At 61.1% G+C, this 17709-nt stretch carries 14 protein-coding genes and 1 tRNA gene; 4 read left to right on the plus strand and 11 right to left on the minus strand.

The features are described 5' to 3' along the window. Positions 1-10: 10 nt before the first annotated feature. The gene (locus tag CO731_RS08375; protein ID WP_159091602.1) at positions 11-1078 is read right to left on the minus strand and encodes a S49 family peptidase; all 1068 of its coding nucleotides are present in this window, start codon (positions 1076-1078) and stop codon (positions 11-13) included. A 1069-nt stretch (positions 1079-2147) separates the two neighbouring features. Here CO731_RS08375 and CO731_RS08380 point away from each other — a divergent pair. After that, on the plus strand, positions 2148-3605 hold the full coding sequence (locus CO731_RS08380) for a helicase HerA-like domain-containing protein (protein WP_108606790.1): 1458 nt from the start codon (positions 2148-2150) through the stop codon (positions 3603-3605). A 131-nt stretch (positions 3606-3736) separates the two neighbouring features. Here CO731_RS08380 and CO731_RS08385 read toward each other — a convergent pair whose 3' ends face one another. Both CO731_RS08385 and CO731_RS08390 read right to left on the minus strand, forming a co-directional pair. Beyond that, entirely contained in the window at positions 3737-4480 is a 744-nt protein-coding gene (locus CO731_RS08385; RefSeq protein ID WP_108606791.1) for a hypothetical protein, read from the minus strand. After that, positions 4477-5052 (minus strand): HNH endonuclease signature motif containing protein, encoded by a 576-nt coding sequence (locus CO731_RS08390; RefSeq protein WP_108606792.1) that lies wholly within the window; start codon positions 5050-5052, stop codon positions 4477-4479. Before CO731_RS08390 ends, CO731_RS08385 begins: the two co-directional genes overlap by 4 nt. A 246-nt stretch (positions 5053-5298) precedes the next feature. On the opposite strand from CO731_RS08390, the gene CO731_RS08395 reads away from it, so the two are divergent. Next, positions 5299-8586 (plus strand): hypothetical protein, encoded by a 3288-nt coding sequence (locus CO731_RS08395; RefSeq protein WP_159091603.1) that lies wholly within the window; start codon positions 5299-5301, stop codon positions 8584-8586. A gap of 137 nt (positions 8587-8723) precedes the next feature. Here CO731_RS08395 and CO731_RS08400 read toward each other — a convergent pair whose 3' ends face one another. The 3 genes from CO731_RS08400 to CO731_RS08410 form a co-directional block, all read right to left on the minus strand. Continuing rightward, a complete protein-coding gene (locus CO731_RS08400) occupies positions 8724-9284 on the minus strand; it encodes a hypothetical protein (protein ID WP_108679430.1) in 561 nt (186 codons plus the stop codon). Between the two features lie 411 nt (positions 9285-9695). Next, positions 9696-9772 (minus strand) — tRNA-Arg (locus tag CO731_RS08405). Positions 9773-9879: 107 nt separating this feature from the next. Further along, positions 9880-11043 carry a M20 aminoacylase family protein gene (locus CO731_RS08410; protein WP_108606795.1) on the minus strand — a complete coding sequence of 388 codons (1164 nt, stop codon included), beginning with the start codon at positions 11041-11043 and terminating at the stop codon, positions 9880-9882. Between the two features lie 214 nt (positions 11044-11257). On the opposite strand from CO731_RS08410, the gene CO731_RS08415 reads away from it, so the two are divergent. Next, the gene (locus CO731_RS08415; protein WP_343207445.1) at positions 11258-12406 is read left to right on the plus strand and encodes a D-alanyl-D-alanine carboxypeptidase family protein; all 1149 of its coding nucleotides are present in this window, start codon (positions 11258-11260) and stop codon (positions 12404-12406) included. After that, the gene (locus CO731_RS08420; protein ID WP_108606797.1) at positions 12403-13515 is read left to right on the plus strand and encodes a GTP-binding protein; all 1113 of its coding nucleotides are present in this window, start codon (positions 12403-12405) and stop codon (positions 13513-13515) included. Before CO731_RS08415 ends, CO731_RS08420 begins: the two co-directional genes overlap by 4 nt. 293 nt (positions 13516-13808) lie before the next feature. On the opposite strand, the gene CO731_RS08425 is transcribed toward CO731_RS08420, so the two are convergent. The 5 genes from CO731_RS08425 to CO731_RS08445 all read right to left on the minus strand — a co-directional run bounded on the left by CO731_RS08425 (position 13809) and on the right by CO731_RS08445 (position 17637). After that, positions 13809-14042, minus strand: coding sequence for a sulfurtransferase TusA family protein (locus CO731_RS08425; protein ID WP_108606798.1), 234 nt, complete (start codon positions 14040-14042; stop codon positions 13809-13811). Between the two features lie 5 nt (positions 14043-14047). Then, complete coding sequence (locus tag CO731_RS08430) at positions 14048-15307, minus strand: murein L,D-transpeptidase family protein (protein ID WP_108606799.1); 1260 nt, start codon at positions 15305-15307, stop codon at positions 14048-14050. A 223-nt stretch (positions 15308-15530) separates the two neighbouring features. Next, on the minus strand, positions 15531-16481 hold the full coding sequence (locus CO731_RS08435; protein WP_108606800.1) for an acetyl-CoA carboxylase carboxyltransferase subunit alpha: 951 nt from the start codon (positions 16479-16481) through the stop codon (positions 15531-15533). A gap of 98 nt (positions 16482-16579) precedes the next feature. Further along, a complete protein-coding gene (locus CO731_RS08440) occupies positions 16580-17491 on the minus strand; it encodes a site-specific tyrosine recombinase XerD (protein ID WP_108606801.1) in 912 nt (303 codons plus the stop codon). Then, positions 17488-17637 carry a hypothetical protein gene (locus tag CO731_RS08445; RefSeq protein WP_055973301.1) on the minus strand — a complete coding sequence of 50 codons (150 nt, stop codon included), beginning with the start codon at positions 17635-17637 and terminating at the stop codon, positions 17488-17490. The genes CO731_RS08440 and CO731_RS08445 overlap by 4 nt, the downstream gene beginning before the upstream one ends. Positions 17638-17709 lie beyond the last annotated feature (72 nt).

The following is a 17709-nucleotide window of genomic DNA, read 5'->3' on the forward strand; positions in this document are numbered from 1 at the left end:
CTACGCATGTTCAGGTTAGCTTGTAACCTTCGAGGCCAATGGCGCCCGCGGCTATCTTTCTGCGCAAATATGCGATCTCGAGATCTTCGACCGGGCCGGCCGAAAGCCGTTGAAGGTCATTGGCTGTTGCCTTCAGGACAGCGCCGCCTTCGCGGGCCGAGACTGAGGTTCGGTCACGTAGATGCGCGTGCAGTGTTGGCAAGGTTGAGCGCTCCTCGATCGCGGAGAAGGCCCGATACCTTTCACGCACTGATGCGACTGTCTGTTCCCCGACTTCGCCGATAGGAATCGCACCGCTAACGGATCCGGCCGCGGTCGGATTTGACGGTGCGCACTCTACGAGAGCCGCCAATGGCAATGGTGAATGCGTGGCCGCCGAAGGGCGTGTCGATTGCGAGATCTTGGTTCGTCGTCCGCGAGCAGATAGACCTTGTAGAGCAGTTTCGAACTGGCCGACCTCGTCGGCCATGCCCAGCCCCACCGCGTTAGCGCCGATCTCGACGCCGCCGCTGCCGAACTTGGAGACTACCGTTTTGGCGCTAACGTTGCGGTGTTTCGCGACGGCGGACACGAACACAGCGGCCAGGTCGTCGACCATCTTCTGGACGCGCTGGCGCCCTTCGTCAGTCTCAACGTCTGGGCGCTTGCCAGGCGACTGCGAAGAGACAAAATCAACCCTCGTGATGCCGGCGCGCTCATCTGCCTTCTTTCGATCCGCGATGCCGAGCACAACGCCGATCGATCCCAGTACCGCGAGATCGCTCACGATCATCCTGTCGGCCGCCGAAGCAATCCAATAGCCGCCGCTGCAGGCCATGCCGCTTACAAACGCGTGGATAGGCTTCCTGCCCCTGGCGGCATAGATCGCAGCCGCGAGCTCGTCACAGCCGTTTGCCTCGCCACCAGGGCTGTCGACTTTAATCATTATTGCGTCAACGGCGCGATCGTCGAGCGCAGCCTGGAGATCGCGTCGCAGGATCTCGTAGGAAGTGGCGCCCGAGAAATGGACGAAGAGGTTGGCCCGCTTGAAGAGCGGGCCGGCGACCTCAAGGATGGCAACGTTGTCGCGCACCGCCATGCGCTCGCCTCGATCTGCGCGGTTTGCCCGATAAGCCTCCAGTGCCTCAGGCGTCGGGGTGTTCTCCCTGGATGCCATTGCAATAAGCTCTTCGACCCGCTCTGGAAGCATGGCCCAAGGCGCCGAAATTGCCTGATCTAGTGCTCGCATGTCGTACGTCCCGTTTTACGCGCCGAGGTGTGCTGTGCCGATACTGCACAGGGCTTCTTAATTAAGTTTTCATGTCTGTGGCGGCGCGGCCGGGCTTCGATGAAGCGTGCCAATCTCTTCTATTAAAGAATTCATACGAAGGAGAGGACGTCTCCCGTAGGGCGCGGCCCGCTTTCGCGGCCCGCCTCGTGGCTCGGTCTTTCGTAGCGCTACGGGAGGAGGTCGCGAAAACATGCCTTTTCAGCACCGTTTTCGTCACCTCACAGATTGTAACACTCCGTCGTCGACTTCCGGCCGTTCGCCAAATGTCGCCTCTGGTCCGGCTCGTGTCCGGCTGCTGTCCGCTTTCCCGATCACGAAAATCTTTTCCCCGGTTCGTGCACCGGCCCGATTTTGCTTGACCGAAATCGTCTCAGGGGAAGAACCGCCCTAGGAAAGATAAGGTGCGGCTTATTTCGTGGTGCTGCGCCCCGCTCCTCTCCCCCTCGGCATACGGTCCCTAAAGCTTTTATGGCGCCCGCCGGCAGGCGCACCAGGACGCACGAGCACCATGCCACGAGGGGGCGAGGCCTCACCACACGGGCACGCGCTGGCGGGCTCCTGTGTGGGTGCGCGTGCTCGATGGCATGGCACGTGAGGCATGCGGCCAGCTGGCGTGCGAGCTGGCAGCAAATGGGCAAGGCAGGCAGGCGGCACGCATGGCATAGGGCAGACATAGCGCCATCTCACCCCACACACGCAACCGCATGCGCCAGACATAGCAAGGCAGTGCAGCGCGCGACGTGGGCTGGCGCCGGGCAAGCTAGAGGATCCGCGGATCGATCTATATTGGTGTTATTTATATGATTTTGTTGAGAAAAACGATGATTTGTGCTAGCTTTTGAGTGCTCGCAGTGAGCCTGGGAGGGAGAGGGGCATCATGAAGCTTGAGATCGGACAGACCGCCAGCGGCAAGGTGATGGGCCTGCCCTACCGCCTCGCCAATCGGCACGGCCTCGTCACCGGTGCCACCGGCACCGGCAAGACGGTCACGCTGCAGCGCCTAGCCGAACAATTCAGCGCCGCCGGCATTCCCGTCTTCGCGGCCGACGTAAAGGGCGATCTGTCTGGAATTGCAGCCGCCGGCGACGAGAACGGCAAGGCCGCCGATCGAGCTGCGGCGCTGGGCCGCCGGTGGGCGGCGACCAGCTATCCGGTGGCACTCTGGGATATCTTCGGGAAAGCCGGCCTTCCTGTCCGCACTAGCGTGCAGGACATGGGCGCGCAATTGCTGTCACGCATGCTCGGCCTCAACCAGACGCAGGAAGGTGCGATGGAGATCGCATTCCGCAAGTCGGAAGACGAGCGCTCCTACATGCTCACGTTGAACGACCTGCGCTGGACCTTCGTCGACATGCTCGACAATCGCGAAGAGGTTAGTCAGTGTTACGGCAACGTGACCGCCTCATCGATCTCGGCAATCCAGCGCAATATCCTCGCGCTCGAGGCGCAGGGCGGCGCTCACCTGTTCGGCGAGCCTCCTTTCGATATCCTCGACTTCATGGCGACGGCGGCCGACGGCCGCGGCGTCGTCAATCTGCTGCATGCCGACAAATTGATGGAGGCGCCCAAGCTCTACGCCACGTTCCTCCTGTGGCTGCTCGGCGAGCTCTTCCGCAAGCTGCCGGAGGCCGGCGATCTGGCCAAGCCGAAACTGGTGTTCTTTTTCGATGAGGCGCACCTGCTGTTCAATGACGCGCCGAAGCCGCTTGTCCAGCAGATCGAGCGCCTAGTGCGTCTCGTCCGCTCGAAGGGCATCGGCGTGTTCTTCGTCACGCAATCGCCGCAGGACGTGCCTGACACGGTGCTGGCGCAGCTCGGTACCAGGATCCAGCATGCTCTCCGCGCTTACACGCCTAGCGCGCAGCGCATGGTGCGCGCCGCTGCCGACGCCTTCCGTCCCAATCGTGGTGTCGACGTCCGCGCCGAGATCACCACCATGGGCATTGGCGAGGCGCTGATTTCGGTGATGGAAGACGACAACATACCGACGAAGGTGGAGAAGGTGCGGATCATCCCGCCGTCGGGCCAGATCGGCATGGTGTCCTCGATCGAGCGCCAGGCAATTGTCGAGGCGTCGCCGGTGTTTCGGAAGTATCGCGCCGGCGCAACGGAGCAAGAGGCCTCCTACGCCTTCGACCGTCGGATGAAGCAGAGCCGGGGCATTGACCCGGTACCGGAGACGGCACCCGCTGCATATGAGCCCGGGCTTTACAGGAAGTACCTTCCGACCGAGGAGGCGCAGAAGCCGCCGCACTCGATCAAGCGCCAGTTGCTCTCGATCGTGTTTTGGGGCGGAGTGGCGTGGGCCTCCTTTAAGATCGCCGGTTTTGCTTAGTCTCGTCTGAAACATTAGACCAGATTGATGTGCGGCCAACGTCTGAAAATGCGCAAGTGCGGCCATCGCCGGCCACTACTCAGAATCGCGTTTTGGGCCAAAGCGGAAGGGCAGCTTCGCGTCCTGGATTTTCAGAAATGACCCTCCGACCCATCGCCAAGGGCTTCGACATCTGCCGCTATCCGGGTCTGTGTGAAGGCTGCCTGGCCCCAGAAATTCGCTACGAGCTCAGCAGAGCCTTGGTAAAATGCAGCAACATCAAACTCGTGCTTATCGATTAGGTCGTTGGCCTCTTGGTCAGCTCTCACTAGCGCATCGTCCAGTTCTCCAGCCCTATCCTTCTGCAACCTCAACACGTGTGGAATGGCGGCTGACAATAGCGTATCGAGGTCCTCGACAACCCCACCTGCAAGATTCGTCCGGTGATGTACGACGGTTAGGGCGCTGCCCTTATCCTGTTCGAGAAGCACGACGCGGTCGTCGTTCCAACGGTTTTTGCCTGGACCGAAATGCGCGATGCTCTTGTCGCGCATGCGTATGATTTCCTCGTGCTTAGCCTTCAACGCCGCATGGTGGTATGCGCCAGTTACACCGACTTGGTATCTGTCGACGGCCTTGGAATGTGTCGCTCGAGCATAGATGACAACGGCATGGGTCAACAGTGCGCTGCCAAGCTGCGACGTTTCATGGGAAGTGTCGGCGATATCGAGGCCCCGCAATGTATCGACAGACATGCGCACGTGGTTGAGATCCAATGTGACGGACACAACGGCGTGAAAAGCCCTGATGCCCCTGATCAGGGCTTTATGCCGTATTGGATGAAGCCCCGGCAGGATGCTGGTTAGGTCGAAAGCCTTGCTGGCGGGACGGTTCATTGCGGTACATCCTCCATCGACGCAGGCTCTCTCTGCGCGCCGGAGAGGATCTGCTCAATTTGGATTGCTTCACGCTGGGCCGCGACCATAAGAGCCTTCAACTCGTCTAGCCGTTGCCAATAGCGGTCCCAGAGCTCGGGACCAACGATATCGCGTAGTGCTTCGTTTGACGTGGCGTCGACCTTACCCGCCTGGCGCTCAAAGGCCTCTAGGCGCTCAATCCGTTCATGGATATCGGCGATACCCTTTCGGATAGGCGAACCCCTAGCCTGCCCCAGCATCCACTGCTTCCAGTCGGCTGCTCCCTTGGACTGATTACATGGGCCGCATGACGGTACGAGGTTGTTGGTGGTGTGGAAATGGCCCGACGGGCGCCCGGCCTTAACAAGGCCCCTTAGGTGGTCTAAGTCCGTCGCCAGCGCGCCGCAATAGACGCACTCTCGCTCGTTGATTCCCGCCGCCCTGTAAAGGCTGGCCTGCGCGGCCGCGTCGACCTCTCGGGGAATAATCGCGTGGACAAACGCATGCGCCAGCGATGTTGCACGCCCAGTAATCGTCGGTCTCGATGCCATGCGCCCCCCCCCATGCAGATGCCCCGAGTTTTGCCAAGTGTTCGGCTCCGCCCCAAGGATGCTGCCACGGCAACTTTGGGCTACCGATCGTCGCATACACGATGGCCAGCCGTATAACCTCACCTCACACTGGGTGCTTCTGAACTGCAAGGTCTCGGCATGACACGACCAGAATTCCTGCTTTCAATTGCCACGCCATAGCGAATCCTTTCTGGGCCATGTTAGGCTTTCTGGTGTGGAGGTTTCATGCAAAAATTCCCATCGCCATCCGAGTTGATGAGGGTTTGGCGACCGTATCTTTACTCGGACAGCGAAAGGACGGACGCCTACCGACTGAGCGAGTCCGAGTTCCGCAATCATCTCGACACGCTTACTGATCGTAACCAGCACAAAGATTTCGAGAACTTTTGCCGTAAGCTTGCCGAGAGAAGCCTGTGCCCGAACCTTCGCCCGCAGACCGGCCCGGAAGGGGGCGGCGACGGAAAGGTCGACTCCGAGACTTATCCCGTCGGCGTAGATATCGCCGAGCGTTGGTATGTAGGGACCGCCCGAAGCGGTGAAGAAAGCTGGGGCTTCGCCTTCAGCGCGAAGAAGACCTGGAAATCCAAGGTAACGTCCGACGTCGAGGGTATTGCCGAGACGGGTCGAGACTACAATCGGGTCGTTTTCATGACGAGCCGGCCGGCAAGACAGGCTGATCGCCTAAAGCTGGAACAGGAGCTTACGACCAAACATGGGATTGCGGTCACCATTCTCGATCGGGAATGGATCATTGATCAGGTCTTCGGTCACGGCCACAAGGACTTGGCCTTCGACTATCTAAAGGCAGGTGAGCACGAGCCTGACAAGGTTGCGATCGGACCAAATGACTTCAGGCGACAGCAGGCTTTGGGCGAATTGGAAGTCTTGCTGGGTTCTCTGGGCACGGAAGGAAGTGACCGGGCGCAGTCGGTGACGGTGTCCTTCGATGCAGCGCGGTTGTCGCGCGAGCTTGAAAAGCCACGTTTCGAAACCGACGGTCGTTTCGAGCGTGCGATCAGGCTCGCGAAGAAGTACGGAGCGAACAGCCAGCATTTGCGGGCAGTCTACGAGCACGCCTGGACTGCAGTATGGTGGCACGATGATATTGAAGCGATGCATGATCTGTACGACGAGGTCGAAAGGATCGCATTCACGAGCGACAATGCCGAGCATGTCGGCAGGGTCGGCAACCTCCACCAAATACTAGTCTCCCGCGTTGTACAGAAGCTCGCCTCGCTGGAGGACCTCGATCTCAAGATCAGATCGACGAGATTGAACGACAAACTGCTCGCTCTCTCGCAAGATCCGCTCCGGCCGAATAATGCACTCCACGCGGAAACTTTGCTGGTTTTCCTTGACTTGAACATGGCGATGCTCGCGGGCAAGGGCGGTGGCTGGGACCAGGTTTGGACGTCGATCTCAGGGATCATAGATCGCGCTCGGGGACTGGGCGAGTTTCCTGCCGGGTTGATTGATACCGTCGTCGACGCACTTTCCGAATTCGTTCCTGACAGCGATGCCTTCGATCGGTTGGTCGAGCAGCTTGCTGACTTCATGGCGGAACGAAGTAAGGAACTTAAGGCGGGTGAGGTGTATCTGACTCAGGGAGAAAGGAAGCTCGGGCGTGAAAAGCCGATCGACGCGATAAAGTGGCTTGGGCGCGCTGTCGTAAATTTGTCCAAAGAGGAGAGCCGAGAGAAGCAGTCAGAGTCGCTCTACCTTCTTTCGGTTGGATACAGGGGTGCTGGGCTTCTTTGGGCGGCACGCACCACCGCGTTAGCGTCGTCCATTCAGTATTCGGCACTGTCAGAAACAGAGGGAGAAGCGCGGGTTGAAATGATCCCCGCACTGAAGCTCCTGCGGATGGTGTCCCTTCAACTGGGGCATGTAGTTGATGCTTTGGCCGCACATCACTACCTTGTGACACTGAGTAGCCAAATGCCCCTCGACGACGCCAGCCGGGAAAGGGTGCAGAAGGGCAACATCGAGTTCGACCACTTGCTGGCCTGCCTTGTGACGGTTCAGCCAGTAGATGAGATCTCCCGGCTTGCTCGGCTTCCCGACATACTCGAACGGCTCGGACTATTCGGCTCCCGTATCATGCTCCTGCATCGGCTTGGCCATTCGGATGTGCTTCGGTCAGATGGCTCCGTGCCCCCCGGAACGCAGGACGACGAGCTGAATCGGATGCTGGAAGCCGCGGCCGCCCAACCGGCATCCGCTGACCTGCCCAAGAGGCTGGTCATTTTCGATGACGTGTTCGACAAACTTCGCACGAAGGTGCTCGGGGTAGGGATTGAAGTTCTCTCAGACAGCTCCAAGGACGGCTTCCTGCAAGCTGAGGCTTATGCCGCAGCCCTCGAGGGTTTCGCAGCAACACTCCTCAACACCGGTGTGATCCCGTATGTGGACCGATTCATGATCCGGGCGCTGAGGTCGGATGTGCTTGAGGACGGAACCGTCGATGAGGGACGGGGCGACTCCATTGATGCGACCGTTCCCTCGAAATGGTCTATGACGGACCCTGTCGCACTTCAGGCGTTTAACAATCACCTCATTGCGACAAGCGTCCATGTCATGATGAGCATGGCGGTTGTCCAGGATCCAATCCACACGATCGAGGAGCTGGTCGAAAAGGAGCAGATTTTTGATCGTGCCACGTTATTCTGCCATTCGGGTATATCCAGGCAGCGGTTGTTCGGTGCCCATGCTGGTCGTATCTCCGACTGGGACCATTGGATAAAACGTGCCTATCCTTTGGCGGATGCAGCGCCGACGGCGCCAAACGTCGGAGTTCGCCGTAAGGCGTTCAACGAAACCAACGACGATGAAGACGCCGGGGCCAATCCGATGCAGGACAAGGACGGTAGCGAGCTGGAGGATATCCAGAGCCACGGTGATCTTGTCGTTCGAACGGTGATTAACAAGAAGCTCTGGGATGCCGCTATCTGGCAGGGGATGTTGTACGGCCTCTCAGAGATAGATCAGCCGCCGGTGCTCGGGTTGATGTTCAGAAACAAAGGCGAGGGAACTGCCATATTCGACGAGTGGCGCGAACGCTTCGGCAAGGCGGACGAGAATGACGAGATCCGGATATCCATCATCAAGGGTATCGATAAGTCCAACCCCTTCCACTACCGCGGCTACATAACCCAGAGCCTCGACAGCATCATGCTGGGTAGCTCGAAGCGTTTCATCAATCTGGCCCGCATGAACACGATGCCGGTCAATAACCACCGAAACCTAGAGGGTTTCCTCAAACAGCTAGATGCGTGTGGCGTTTTCTTTCTGGCTCCGGCATCGGTCGATTCGTACGGAAATGCCGATTTGCATATGGACCACGCGATCCTGAAGCGGAAAGTTTTCCCCAGGGATGCATGGCAGATCGGTCCGAATGACGTCGACGTTATGGGCGTCCGGTTGGAGGATGATATTGTCATACCCAAAGGAGAGTCCGACGCACCGGTCGAAGCCCTTCGGAGGTTAAGGCAAAAATCGGGTCGGTCACCATGAGGCAAGCCCGCGCTTCGGAACATGGAACGCTTCACTGCGACGAACTCATCGCCACGCCTGCTCTAACGGGCGCCATCCAACTTACTGCCGCCTACTGCTTCCGCATAACCAAGAAGAGATCGTGCTGGGCCAAATGCTCATGACTTTCGCTGCCCCCTGGTGGGCTCTTTGGTTGCCTTGGGTCTTGCCAGCTTCTGAGGCATGAAATCGCCGTCATCGGCCCATGTTCGTATGTCTGCGATTTCCTCGCGCGCGCTTTCAATGTCAGATTCTACCTCTGATAGATCGTCTACAAATTTGTAATAGCGCGCGCTCACGGAATCGCTGTTGAAATACAGCTTGTCGTTGAGGGTTTCCGCCTCTGCGAGTGTGCGGCCTACGTCCACATCGGCGTTTGCAAGTTTGGCATAGGCATCCTCGTCAAGCCTTCCGGTTTCCGCGAACTTGTCCGCCAGCCTTTGAATCGCCTTTGCGGTGTTGCGGTGCTCTTTGAGTTTTCCCCGGATGCCTGCAAACATTCCTGCGGCTTGTTCTGAGGTAACAGGATGATGCCTGCCATTCTCGAAAATGGTTGCGTACTCACGGCTGCTGTAGGTCGACGCTCTTCTTTCTGATGAATGCCTGGCGCGAGTTTCTCTGCCGCCAAATAGCTTGGCCAGTACCAAGACCGCTGCGGCAATGCCGATAATCCACTCCATACCCTTCCTCCTGTACCTGCATCTTCGGGTAGGTCGCACTCCGCGCACAAAGTATCGCATCGGCGATACTCGCGTCCGAGCGGATTTCAGCAGAAGCCTAGATCCAATGCCCTGCTTTCGACACGCGCAAACACATCACATGCTACTAGCCGTTTCTTGTTGGCAAGCTCTTGATCCTGGTCGAGTCCGTAAAGGCAGGCATAACGACCTTCGAAATTCTCCGAGATGCGGACGCTTGTTTTCTTCCGCAAGTGCGCCCGTCAGCGAGGTGGGGCATTCAGTCTATGTCGCATTCCATGTCGCGTCGACTAGCCGAGTGTGAGTGAAAACCCTTGGAAATCAAGGGAACTCAGTTGCAACATGGCGCAACATGTCACCAGCAGAAATCGGAAGCTAAGCCGTTGATTTTGTTGGTGATCCCGACAGGAATCGAACCTGTGACCTACAGATTAGGAATCTGCCGCTCTATCCTACTGAGCTACGGGACCACTCGGCTGCACACATAGCGGCTTCCGGCGGATTCGCCAACGGTTTTTGCCGAACATCAGCGGCAGCGGCAAAACCTCTGTCGCGCCGTTGCCGCCTCCGATTTTCGTCAGGCGGCGAGCGCCGTCTCGGCCAGCCGCACCCAGTAGCTGACACCGTGGGGGATGACCTCGTCGTTGAAGTCGTAGGCGGGGTGATGCAGGTTGGCGCTGTCGCCGTTGCCGATGAAGATGAAGGCGCCGGGGCGTGCTTCCAGCATGTAGGAAAAGTCCTCGCCGCCCATCAGCGGCTGGATCGCCCGGTGCACCTGCGGCTCGCCGGCCACTGTTGCGGCGACATCGCCGGCAAACACCGTCTCTTCGGGGTGGTTGACGGTGACGGGGTAGTTGGCGTCGTAGTCGAGCTTGATCTCGGTGCCTGTGGTCTCCGCGACACCGCGGCAGATCGCGTTCATGCGCGCTTCGGCGAGCTTGGCCACTTCCTTCTTCAGCGTGCGCACCGTGCCGGCGAGCATCGCGTGCTCGGGAATGACGTTATAGGCAGAGCCGGCGATGAACTTGGTCACCGAAACGACGATCGCCTCGGCCGGGTCGGTCGAGCGCGAGGCGATGGTCTGCAGCGCCGCGACCAGCTGGCTGCCGGCGACGATGGGGTCGATAGCGCGGTGCGGGATCGCGGCATGGCCGCCCTTGCCGGTGACGGTGATGGTGAATTCGGCGGTCGCCGCCATGATGGCGCCCGGACGGATGGCGAACTGGCCGACCGGCAGGCTCGGCATGTTGTGCATGCCGAACACCTTCTGGATCGCGAAGCGTTCCATCATGCCGTCCTTGACCATCTCGTTGCCACCGCCGCCGCCTTCTTCGGCGGGCTGGAAGATGACGGCGACGGAGCCGGCGAAGTTGCGCGTCTCCGCCAGATATTTCGCAGCTCCGAGCAGCATGGCGGTGTGGCCGTCATGGCCGCAGGCATGCATCTTGCCAGGTACCGTCGAGGCATAAGGCTTGCCGGTGATCTCCTCGATCGGCAGCGCATCCATGTCGGCGCGCAGGCCGATCGTGCCGCCTGTGCCAAGGCCGCCCTTGATGATGCCGACGACGCCGGTCTTGCCAAGACCGGTGACGATTTCGTCGCAGCCGAATTCCTTGAGCTTGCCCACGACGAAGTCGGCGGTCTCGAAGACGTCGAAATTCAGCTCCGGCTTCTGGTGCAGGTAGCGGCGCCAGCCGGCGATCTCTTCCTGCATTTCGGAGGCTCGGTTCAGGATCGGCATTTTGGTCTCGACTTCCTGTTTGTTGGACCAGGGGTCCGGATTCGCAATTGTGATCGCGCAAGCTCTGCCATCTTGGCGTCACATACGTTATTTAGCAGCAGCGGCGACGCCGTGGCCATGGTCTTTGGTACCGGCCAGCGCGTTGCCATCCCGGTTTACGGAAATCTTATGGACGGCCGGCTATGGTCGGCAAGAGGCGATTTCGGATTTGATGATGAAGATGCAGTTCGTCAAAAGCATGCTCCTCGGTCTTGCGGCCGCAACCGCGCTGGGCGCCGTCCCGGCTGCCGCCAATCCGGCGATGCTTTTCGACGTCAATTCGGGCGCCGTGATCGAGCATCAGGACGCGTTTCAGCGCTGGCATCCGGCGTCGCTGACCAAGCTGATGACCGCCTACACGGCGTTCCGAGCGGTCCAGGCGGGCGAACTGGCGCTCAACTCGCCGATCCGGATCAGCAAGAAAGCGGCGGCCTTCCCGCCGGCCAAGATGGGTTACAAGCCCGGCTCGGTGCTGACCCTCGACAACGCGCTGAAGATCATCATGGTCAAGTCGGCCAACGACGTCGCGGCTGCCATCGGCGAGAATGTCGGCGGCACGACCGAGGCGTTTGCGGCGCGCATGAACGCCGAGGCGCAGCGCCTGGGCATGTCGGGCAGCCACTGGGTCAACGCCAACGGCCTGCATGATCCCGACCAGTACACGACCGCGCGCGACCTCGCGATCCTGGTGCGGGCAATCCGTCTCGAATATCCGCAATATGCCTCCTATTTCGATATCGAAGGCATCATCGCCGGCAAGGCGAAGCTCAAGAATTTCAATCCGCTGGTCGGACGCTTTCCGGGCACCGACGGCATGAAGACCGGCTTCGTCTGCGAATCCGGCTTCAACCTGGTCGCTTCGGCCAACCGCGACGGCAGGACGCTCGCCGCGATCGTTCTGGGCGCGACCTCGCCCGACGACCGCGCCGAAGAAGCCGCCAAGCTGCTGCAGAACGGCTTCAGCCGTTCCGGAAGTTCGGTGAGTGTCACCGGACTGACGCCCTATGGCGACAACCGCGACGTGGCGACCAACATGCGCGAAGAGGTCTGCTCGAAAAAGTCCAAGCATGTGGCCTCCGACGGACCCGTGCCGACGGAAGCGGGTGCAGCGCCCGAAAAGGTCTCGATCATTCCCGAAATGACGCGCCCGCGGAACTGGGTGACGGTCAGCCTGGGCGGCGCCACCGGGCCGAAGCCCAAGGCGCTCGGCGGGCGCGACCTTGTCGACTATGCCGACGTGCCGCTGCCGACCTGGCGTCCCGACATGCCGGCGCCCACAGGTGCCGCGCCGCTCGTTTCCGGCAACGTCCAGGCCCGGTCGTGAGCCAGCAGGCGGCCTTTCCTATCCCCGTATCGGTGCTGACCGGCTTTCTCGGCGCCGGCAAGACAACGCTGCTCAACCGGCTGCTGAAAGACCCGGAGCTTGCCGACACGGCCGTCATCATCAATGAGTTCGGCGATGTCGCGATCGACCACCTGCTGGTCGAAAAGGCTTCGGACGGCATCATCGAGCTGTCCGACGGTTGCCTGTGCTGCACCGTGCGCGGCGAACTGGTCGATACGCTGGCCGATCTGGTCGACCGCCTGCAGACCGGACGCATCCAGCGTCTTGCACGCGTGGTGATCGAAACCACCGGGCTTGCCGATCCGGTGCCGGTGCTGCAGTCGATCATGGGCCATCCGGCGCTGATCCATGCCTTCCGGCTCGACGGCGTCATCTCACTCGTCGACGCGGTCAACGGCTCGATGACGCTCGACGCCCATGTCGAGGCGGTCAAGCAGGTGGCGGTCGCCGACCGCATCGTGCTTACCAAGTCCGACCTTGTCGACGACGCCGACTGGCTCGACGCGCTCAAGGCGCGGCTCACCCGCATCAATCCGGGTGCCGAAATCCGCGAAGTGGAAGGTGCTGCCGTGGCTCGCCTGCTGCAATGCGGGCTTTACGATCCCACGACCAAGACCGCCGACGTGCGTCGCTGGCTCGGCGAGGCGGCGGACGGCGACCACCACCATCACCACGGCGGCGACGATCATCACCATCATCACGACCACGCGCATCGCCATGATGCCCGCGTCGGGTCGTTTTCGCTGGTCCATGCCGGCGCGCTGCCGTTTTCGACGGTCGAGATGTTCCTCGACCTGCTGCTGTCGGCCCAGGGCGACAAGCTTTTGCGTATCAAGGGCATCGTCGAGCTGGCCGAGGATCCGTTGCGGCCGCTGGTCATCCATGGCGTGCAGAAGATGCTGCATCCGCCGGCACGCCTGCCGGCTTGGCCGGATGCGGTTCGCGGCACCCGGCTGGTGCTGATCGGCATCGACTTGCCGCAGGATTATGTCGAGCGGCTGTTTGCGGCCTTCGTCAACAAGCCGGCGATCGACACGCCCGACCGCGAGGCGATGGAAAACAACCCGCTGGCCATCGCCGGCCGGTAGGATCCGGGCCTATCGGCTGCGGCGTGCTTCCTTTGAGCTCGCCTGCCGGCATTTGCTTCCATCTCTTCAATGCCATAGTGGGCTCGCACCTCAGGATGAGGACCGTTGCGCTTGTTCATGCACCGGCGGTTGATCCAACTGCAGCGGATTCACAAAGCGCTTAGCATCTGTGGAGTAGGGCTGGCTGGGTCGACACGGTCCTCATCCTGAGGAACGAGCCCGCAATGCTGTGGCAGAGCCAGTAATTCCCTTGGCGGGCGAGCCTCGAAGGAGGCACTGCAAGTGCCTGAAGCTCAGCCGGCCCGTTCGATCAGGAAGCGATGGCCGCCTTCGACGGCTTTCGTCTCGACAAGCCTGTGCCCGGCGTCCTGGCAGAAGGCGGGAATGTCGATGACTGCGAGCGGGTCGGTGGTTTCGAGCCAGAGCTGGCTGCCGACGGCCATGTCGGCCAGGCGCCGCTTGGCCTTCAGCACGGGCAGGGGGCAATTGAGTCCCCTGAGATCGTAGATGTCGGCGGTTTCGCTCACGCCGTTCAGCTGCCGAACATGCCGAGCAATCTCTTCTTGAGCTTGGCGGCGCCGCCCTCTTCGGCGGGGGCTGCCTGGGCTGCCTGCGCGGGTGCTTCGGTTGCCACGGGCTCGGGGGACGGCACGGTCGCCGTTACCACCGGCTGCTGGGCGGCCAGCTTGGCGGCCTTGGCTGCAGCTGCGGCAGCGACCTTTTCCTCGGCAGCTTTTTTCTTGGCGGCCTCGGCGGCGTCAAGCGCTGCCATGCGGCGGCCTTCCGCCGAGTCGATGCGGCCCATGCGGTCGGTGACGGTCACTGTGCCGTCGTGATTCAGGGATGGCGGCTCGATCGGCACGCGCTCGCCGCGGGCCCGCTTCTTGGTCCAGTCCGAGACGATGGCCGCTTCCTTGATGCCGGCGATGGTCGGCTTGGGCGCCTCGCCGCCGCTGGCGCTGGCAAAGGCGCTGTCATACTTGGTCTTGTAGGACTGATAGGCCGTCTGCAGCGCCTGCGGCTGGGTGTAGGCAGGGCATGCGCCGGTCGGGTTGAAAGTGGCGCCGCCCTCGGGGATGCGATTGAAGATGTAGCGCTTTTCGCAGACGTCGACCTTCGGCGGCACCTTGGTGATCTCGAAGTGGTCGTAGCCTTCCTTGAGCATCGCCCAGAACTGGTAGTTCGGGTCGCTGCGATAGCGCGCCATGTTGGCGGCGGTCATCCGGAACGGATAGGACTGCACTTGGAACTCGGTCTGGCCGCCCTTGAACGCATCGCGGGCGAAGGCATAGATTTCCTCGATCTGCGCATCGGTCATCGAGAAGCAGCCGGACGACGAGCAGGCGCCGTGAACCATCAGGTTCGAGCCGGTACGGCCGTTGGCGCGGTCATAGGTATTGGGATAGCCGATGTTGAAGGCGAGGTGATAGCTGGAGTTCGGGTTCATCTGCCCCGGACGTACGGTATAGAACCCCTCCGGCGACTGGCGGTCGCCCTCGGTGAACTTCGGGCCGAGCTTGCCGGAGATCTTGCAGATGTCGTAGGCGGCGATCAGGTCGTAGCGGCCATTGGTCTTCTGTTTCCAGACTTCCAGCTTGCCTTCTTCCTTGAACACGCGCGCCAGCACGGGCGAACTGCGGCTCATGCCCTTGGCCTTCATTTCGGCCAGGATCTTGGGCGGCAGCTGCCGGTTGGCATGCTGCGGAACGAAGTCCGTAACGGAGGATTCCGAACAGCCTGCCACTGCGATAGCGGCGAGAAGCAATCCGGCACGTGCGATATTGGCGATCATCGTTGCTAATGTCGTCTCATTTGCGGCCACAGCGCATTCACGCCTTCGGCCGGCCCGTCCTGATACTGCTTCGACCTTAGGGTCGTTAACCTTGAAAAATCCTTACCGCAAGTTCCTGGCCCGTCCCACGCGCGCAAAATCACGGCAAGTTCATTGAACTCGGCGAGGCGGCAATTTTGTGGCGAAACGGTGATGTGGCCCATTCGGGCCACAGTTTACGCAATCAGAGGCTGCGGCCGATGGCCAGGTATTTCTCGCGGCGGTGCTCGCGGAAATCGATGTTCGAGCCGGCAAATTCGCTGAACGTCTTGGCGATCAGGTCGCCGGTGGCCGAAATCACCGCCTCGGCATTGCGGTGGGCGCCGCCAAGCGGTTCGTCGATGATCTGGTCGATGATCTTGAGGCCGAGCAGATCCTGCGCGGTGATCTTCATGTTGGTCGCCGCATCCTTGGAGCGCGTCGTGTCGCGCCACAGGATGGAAGCCGCGCCTTCCGGCGAGATTACCGAATAGATCGCGTGTTCGAGCATGAAGACGCGGTTGGCAGTGGCGATGGCGATCGCACCGCCCGAACCGCCTTCGCCGATGACGACGGCGATCGACGGCACCTTGAGGCCGAGGCAGGCCGAGGTCGAGCGCGCAATGGCTTCGGCCTGGCCGCGCTCCTCGGCGCCGACACCGGGATAGGCGCCTGCCGTGTCGACCAGCATGACGACAGGAATTTTGAAACGGTCGGCCATTTCCATCAGGCGCACGGACTTGCGGTAGCCTTCGGGGCGGACCGAGCCGAAATTGTGCTTGAGGCGGCTCTTGGTGTCGGAACCCTTCTCCTGGCCCAGAACCAGAACCGGTTCGCCGCGGAAGCGAGCAAATCCGCCGACCATGGCGGCGTCCTCGCCGAAATTGCGGTCGCCGGCGAGAGTGGTGAAATCGGTGAACAGGGCCCTGACGTAGTCGAGGCAATGCGGGCGGTCGGGATGGCGCGCGACCTGGACCTTCTGCCACGGGGTCAGCGCCTTGTAGGCGTCGCGCAGCGCATCGCGCGAGCGCTTCTCCAGCCGCTTGATCTCGTCGCCAACATCGACGGCCTCGCCGTTCTCGGCGAGCTTCTTGAGCTCGAGGATCTTGCCTTCGAGATCTTGGACCGGTTTTTCGAAATCGAGGTAATTGTACATTGGCGAGCGGACTACCACGCTGAAAAGAATAGGCACCGGGGCACGAAAAATGCGGCGCCGCGCCAGTGGAACGTGGCACTCACATAGCGATATGGACCTTAATCGGCAAGCGGGTGATGTTCGTTGACCAGTTTCAACAGCCTTTCTTCGAGCACATGCGTGTAGATTTGCGTGGTCGAGATGTCGGAATGGCCAAGCAATTGCTGCACGGCGCGCAGGTCGGCGCCATTCTGCAGCAGGTGGCTGGCGAAGGCGTGGCGCAGCACGTGCGGCGATATTTTTGCCGAGGCGATGCCGGCGCGCGCGGCCAGCGCCTTGAGATCGCGGGCAAAAACCTGGCGGGGCAGGTGGCCGCTGTCTGACGCCGCCGGAAACAGGAACAGGCTTTCCACCAGTTTCGGATCGCGATTCCGTTCTTCCAGCCAACGCCGCATAGCCTCGCGTGCCTTGGCAGAGAGTGGCACCATGCGGTCCTTGTCGCCCTTGCCGCGCACCACGAAGAAGCGTTCGTCGCGAAGCGCAACGGTCAGCGGAAGGCTGACAAGTTCCGATACGCGCAGGCCGGTGGCATAGAGCACTTCGACCAGCGCGTGCATCCGCGTTGCGCTCGCCATTTCGTTGCCGGCGGCAGCTTTCGCTTCCGCCGCCGCACGGTCGAGCAATCGTCCGGTCTCGCCCTCGCTCATCGTCTTGGGCAGCGGCCGGTCCTTCTTCGGGCTGTCCAGGATGCCGGTGGGGTTATCGCCGCGCAGCCCTTCGGCATAGAGGAAGCGGAAGAACTGCCTGAGCGCCGACAGCTTGCGGGCCTGCGAGGTGGTGGCGAAGCCGCGGCCGGCGATGTCGTCGAGATAGCCGCGAATGCCGGCGGCGTCTGCGTCGGCGAGGCGGCCGCCGAGATGTTCGGAGGCGTCTTCGAGGTCGCGGCGGTAGCTGGCCAGGGTGTTGTCGGCGGCACCGCGCTCGGCGCTCATCATTTCGAGAAAAGCTTCGATGCGCGCGCCGCTTTTCATTGTTTTGGCGCGAGCTTTTCCGGCGGAATGCGGATGGTGATTTCGGCCTTCTTGGGCTCGACGAACATCACCAGCGCAAACATCGCGCCGTAGCCGATGCCCGCCAGAACGGCGAGCGTGACAAGGAACCGGAAAAGTGTCGGCATCGATGTGTTTGCCCGTCTGTCCTATCCTGTGCCCTTATGGGACGCCGTTCCCTGCAATTCAAGTGTGCTCTT

It is taken from the genome of Aminobacter sp. MSH1, from assembly GCF_003071665.1.
Classification (GTDB): Bacteria; Pseudomonadota; Alphaproteobacteria; order Rhizobiales; family Rhizobiaceae; genus Aminobacter; species Aminobacter niigataensis.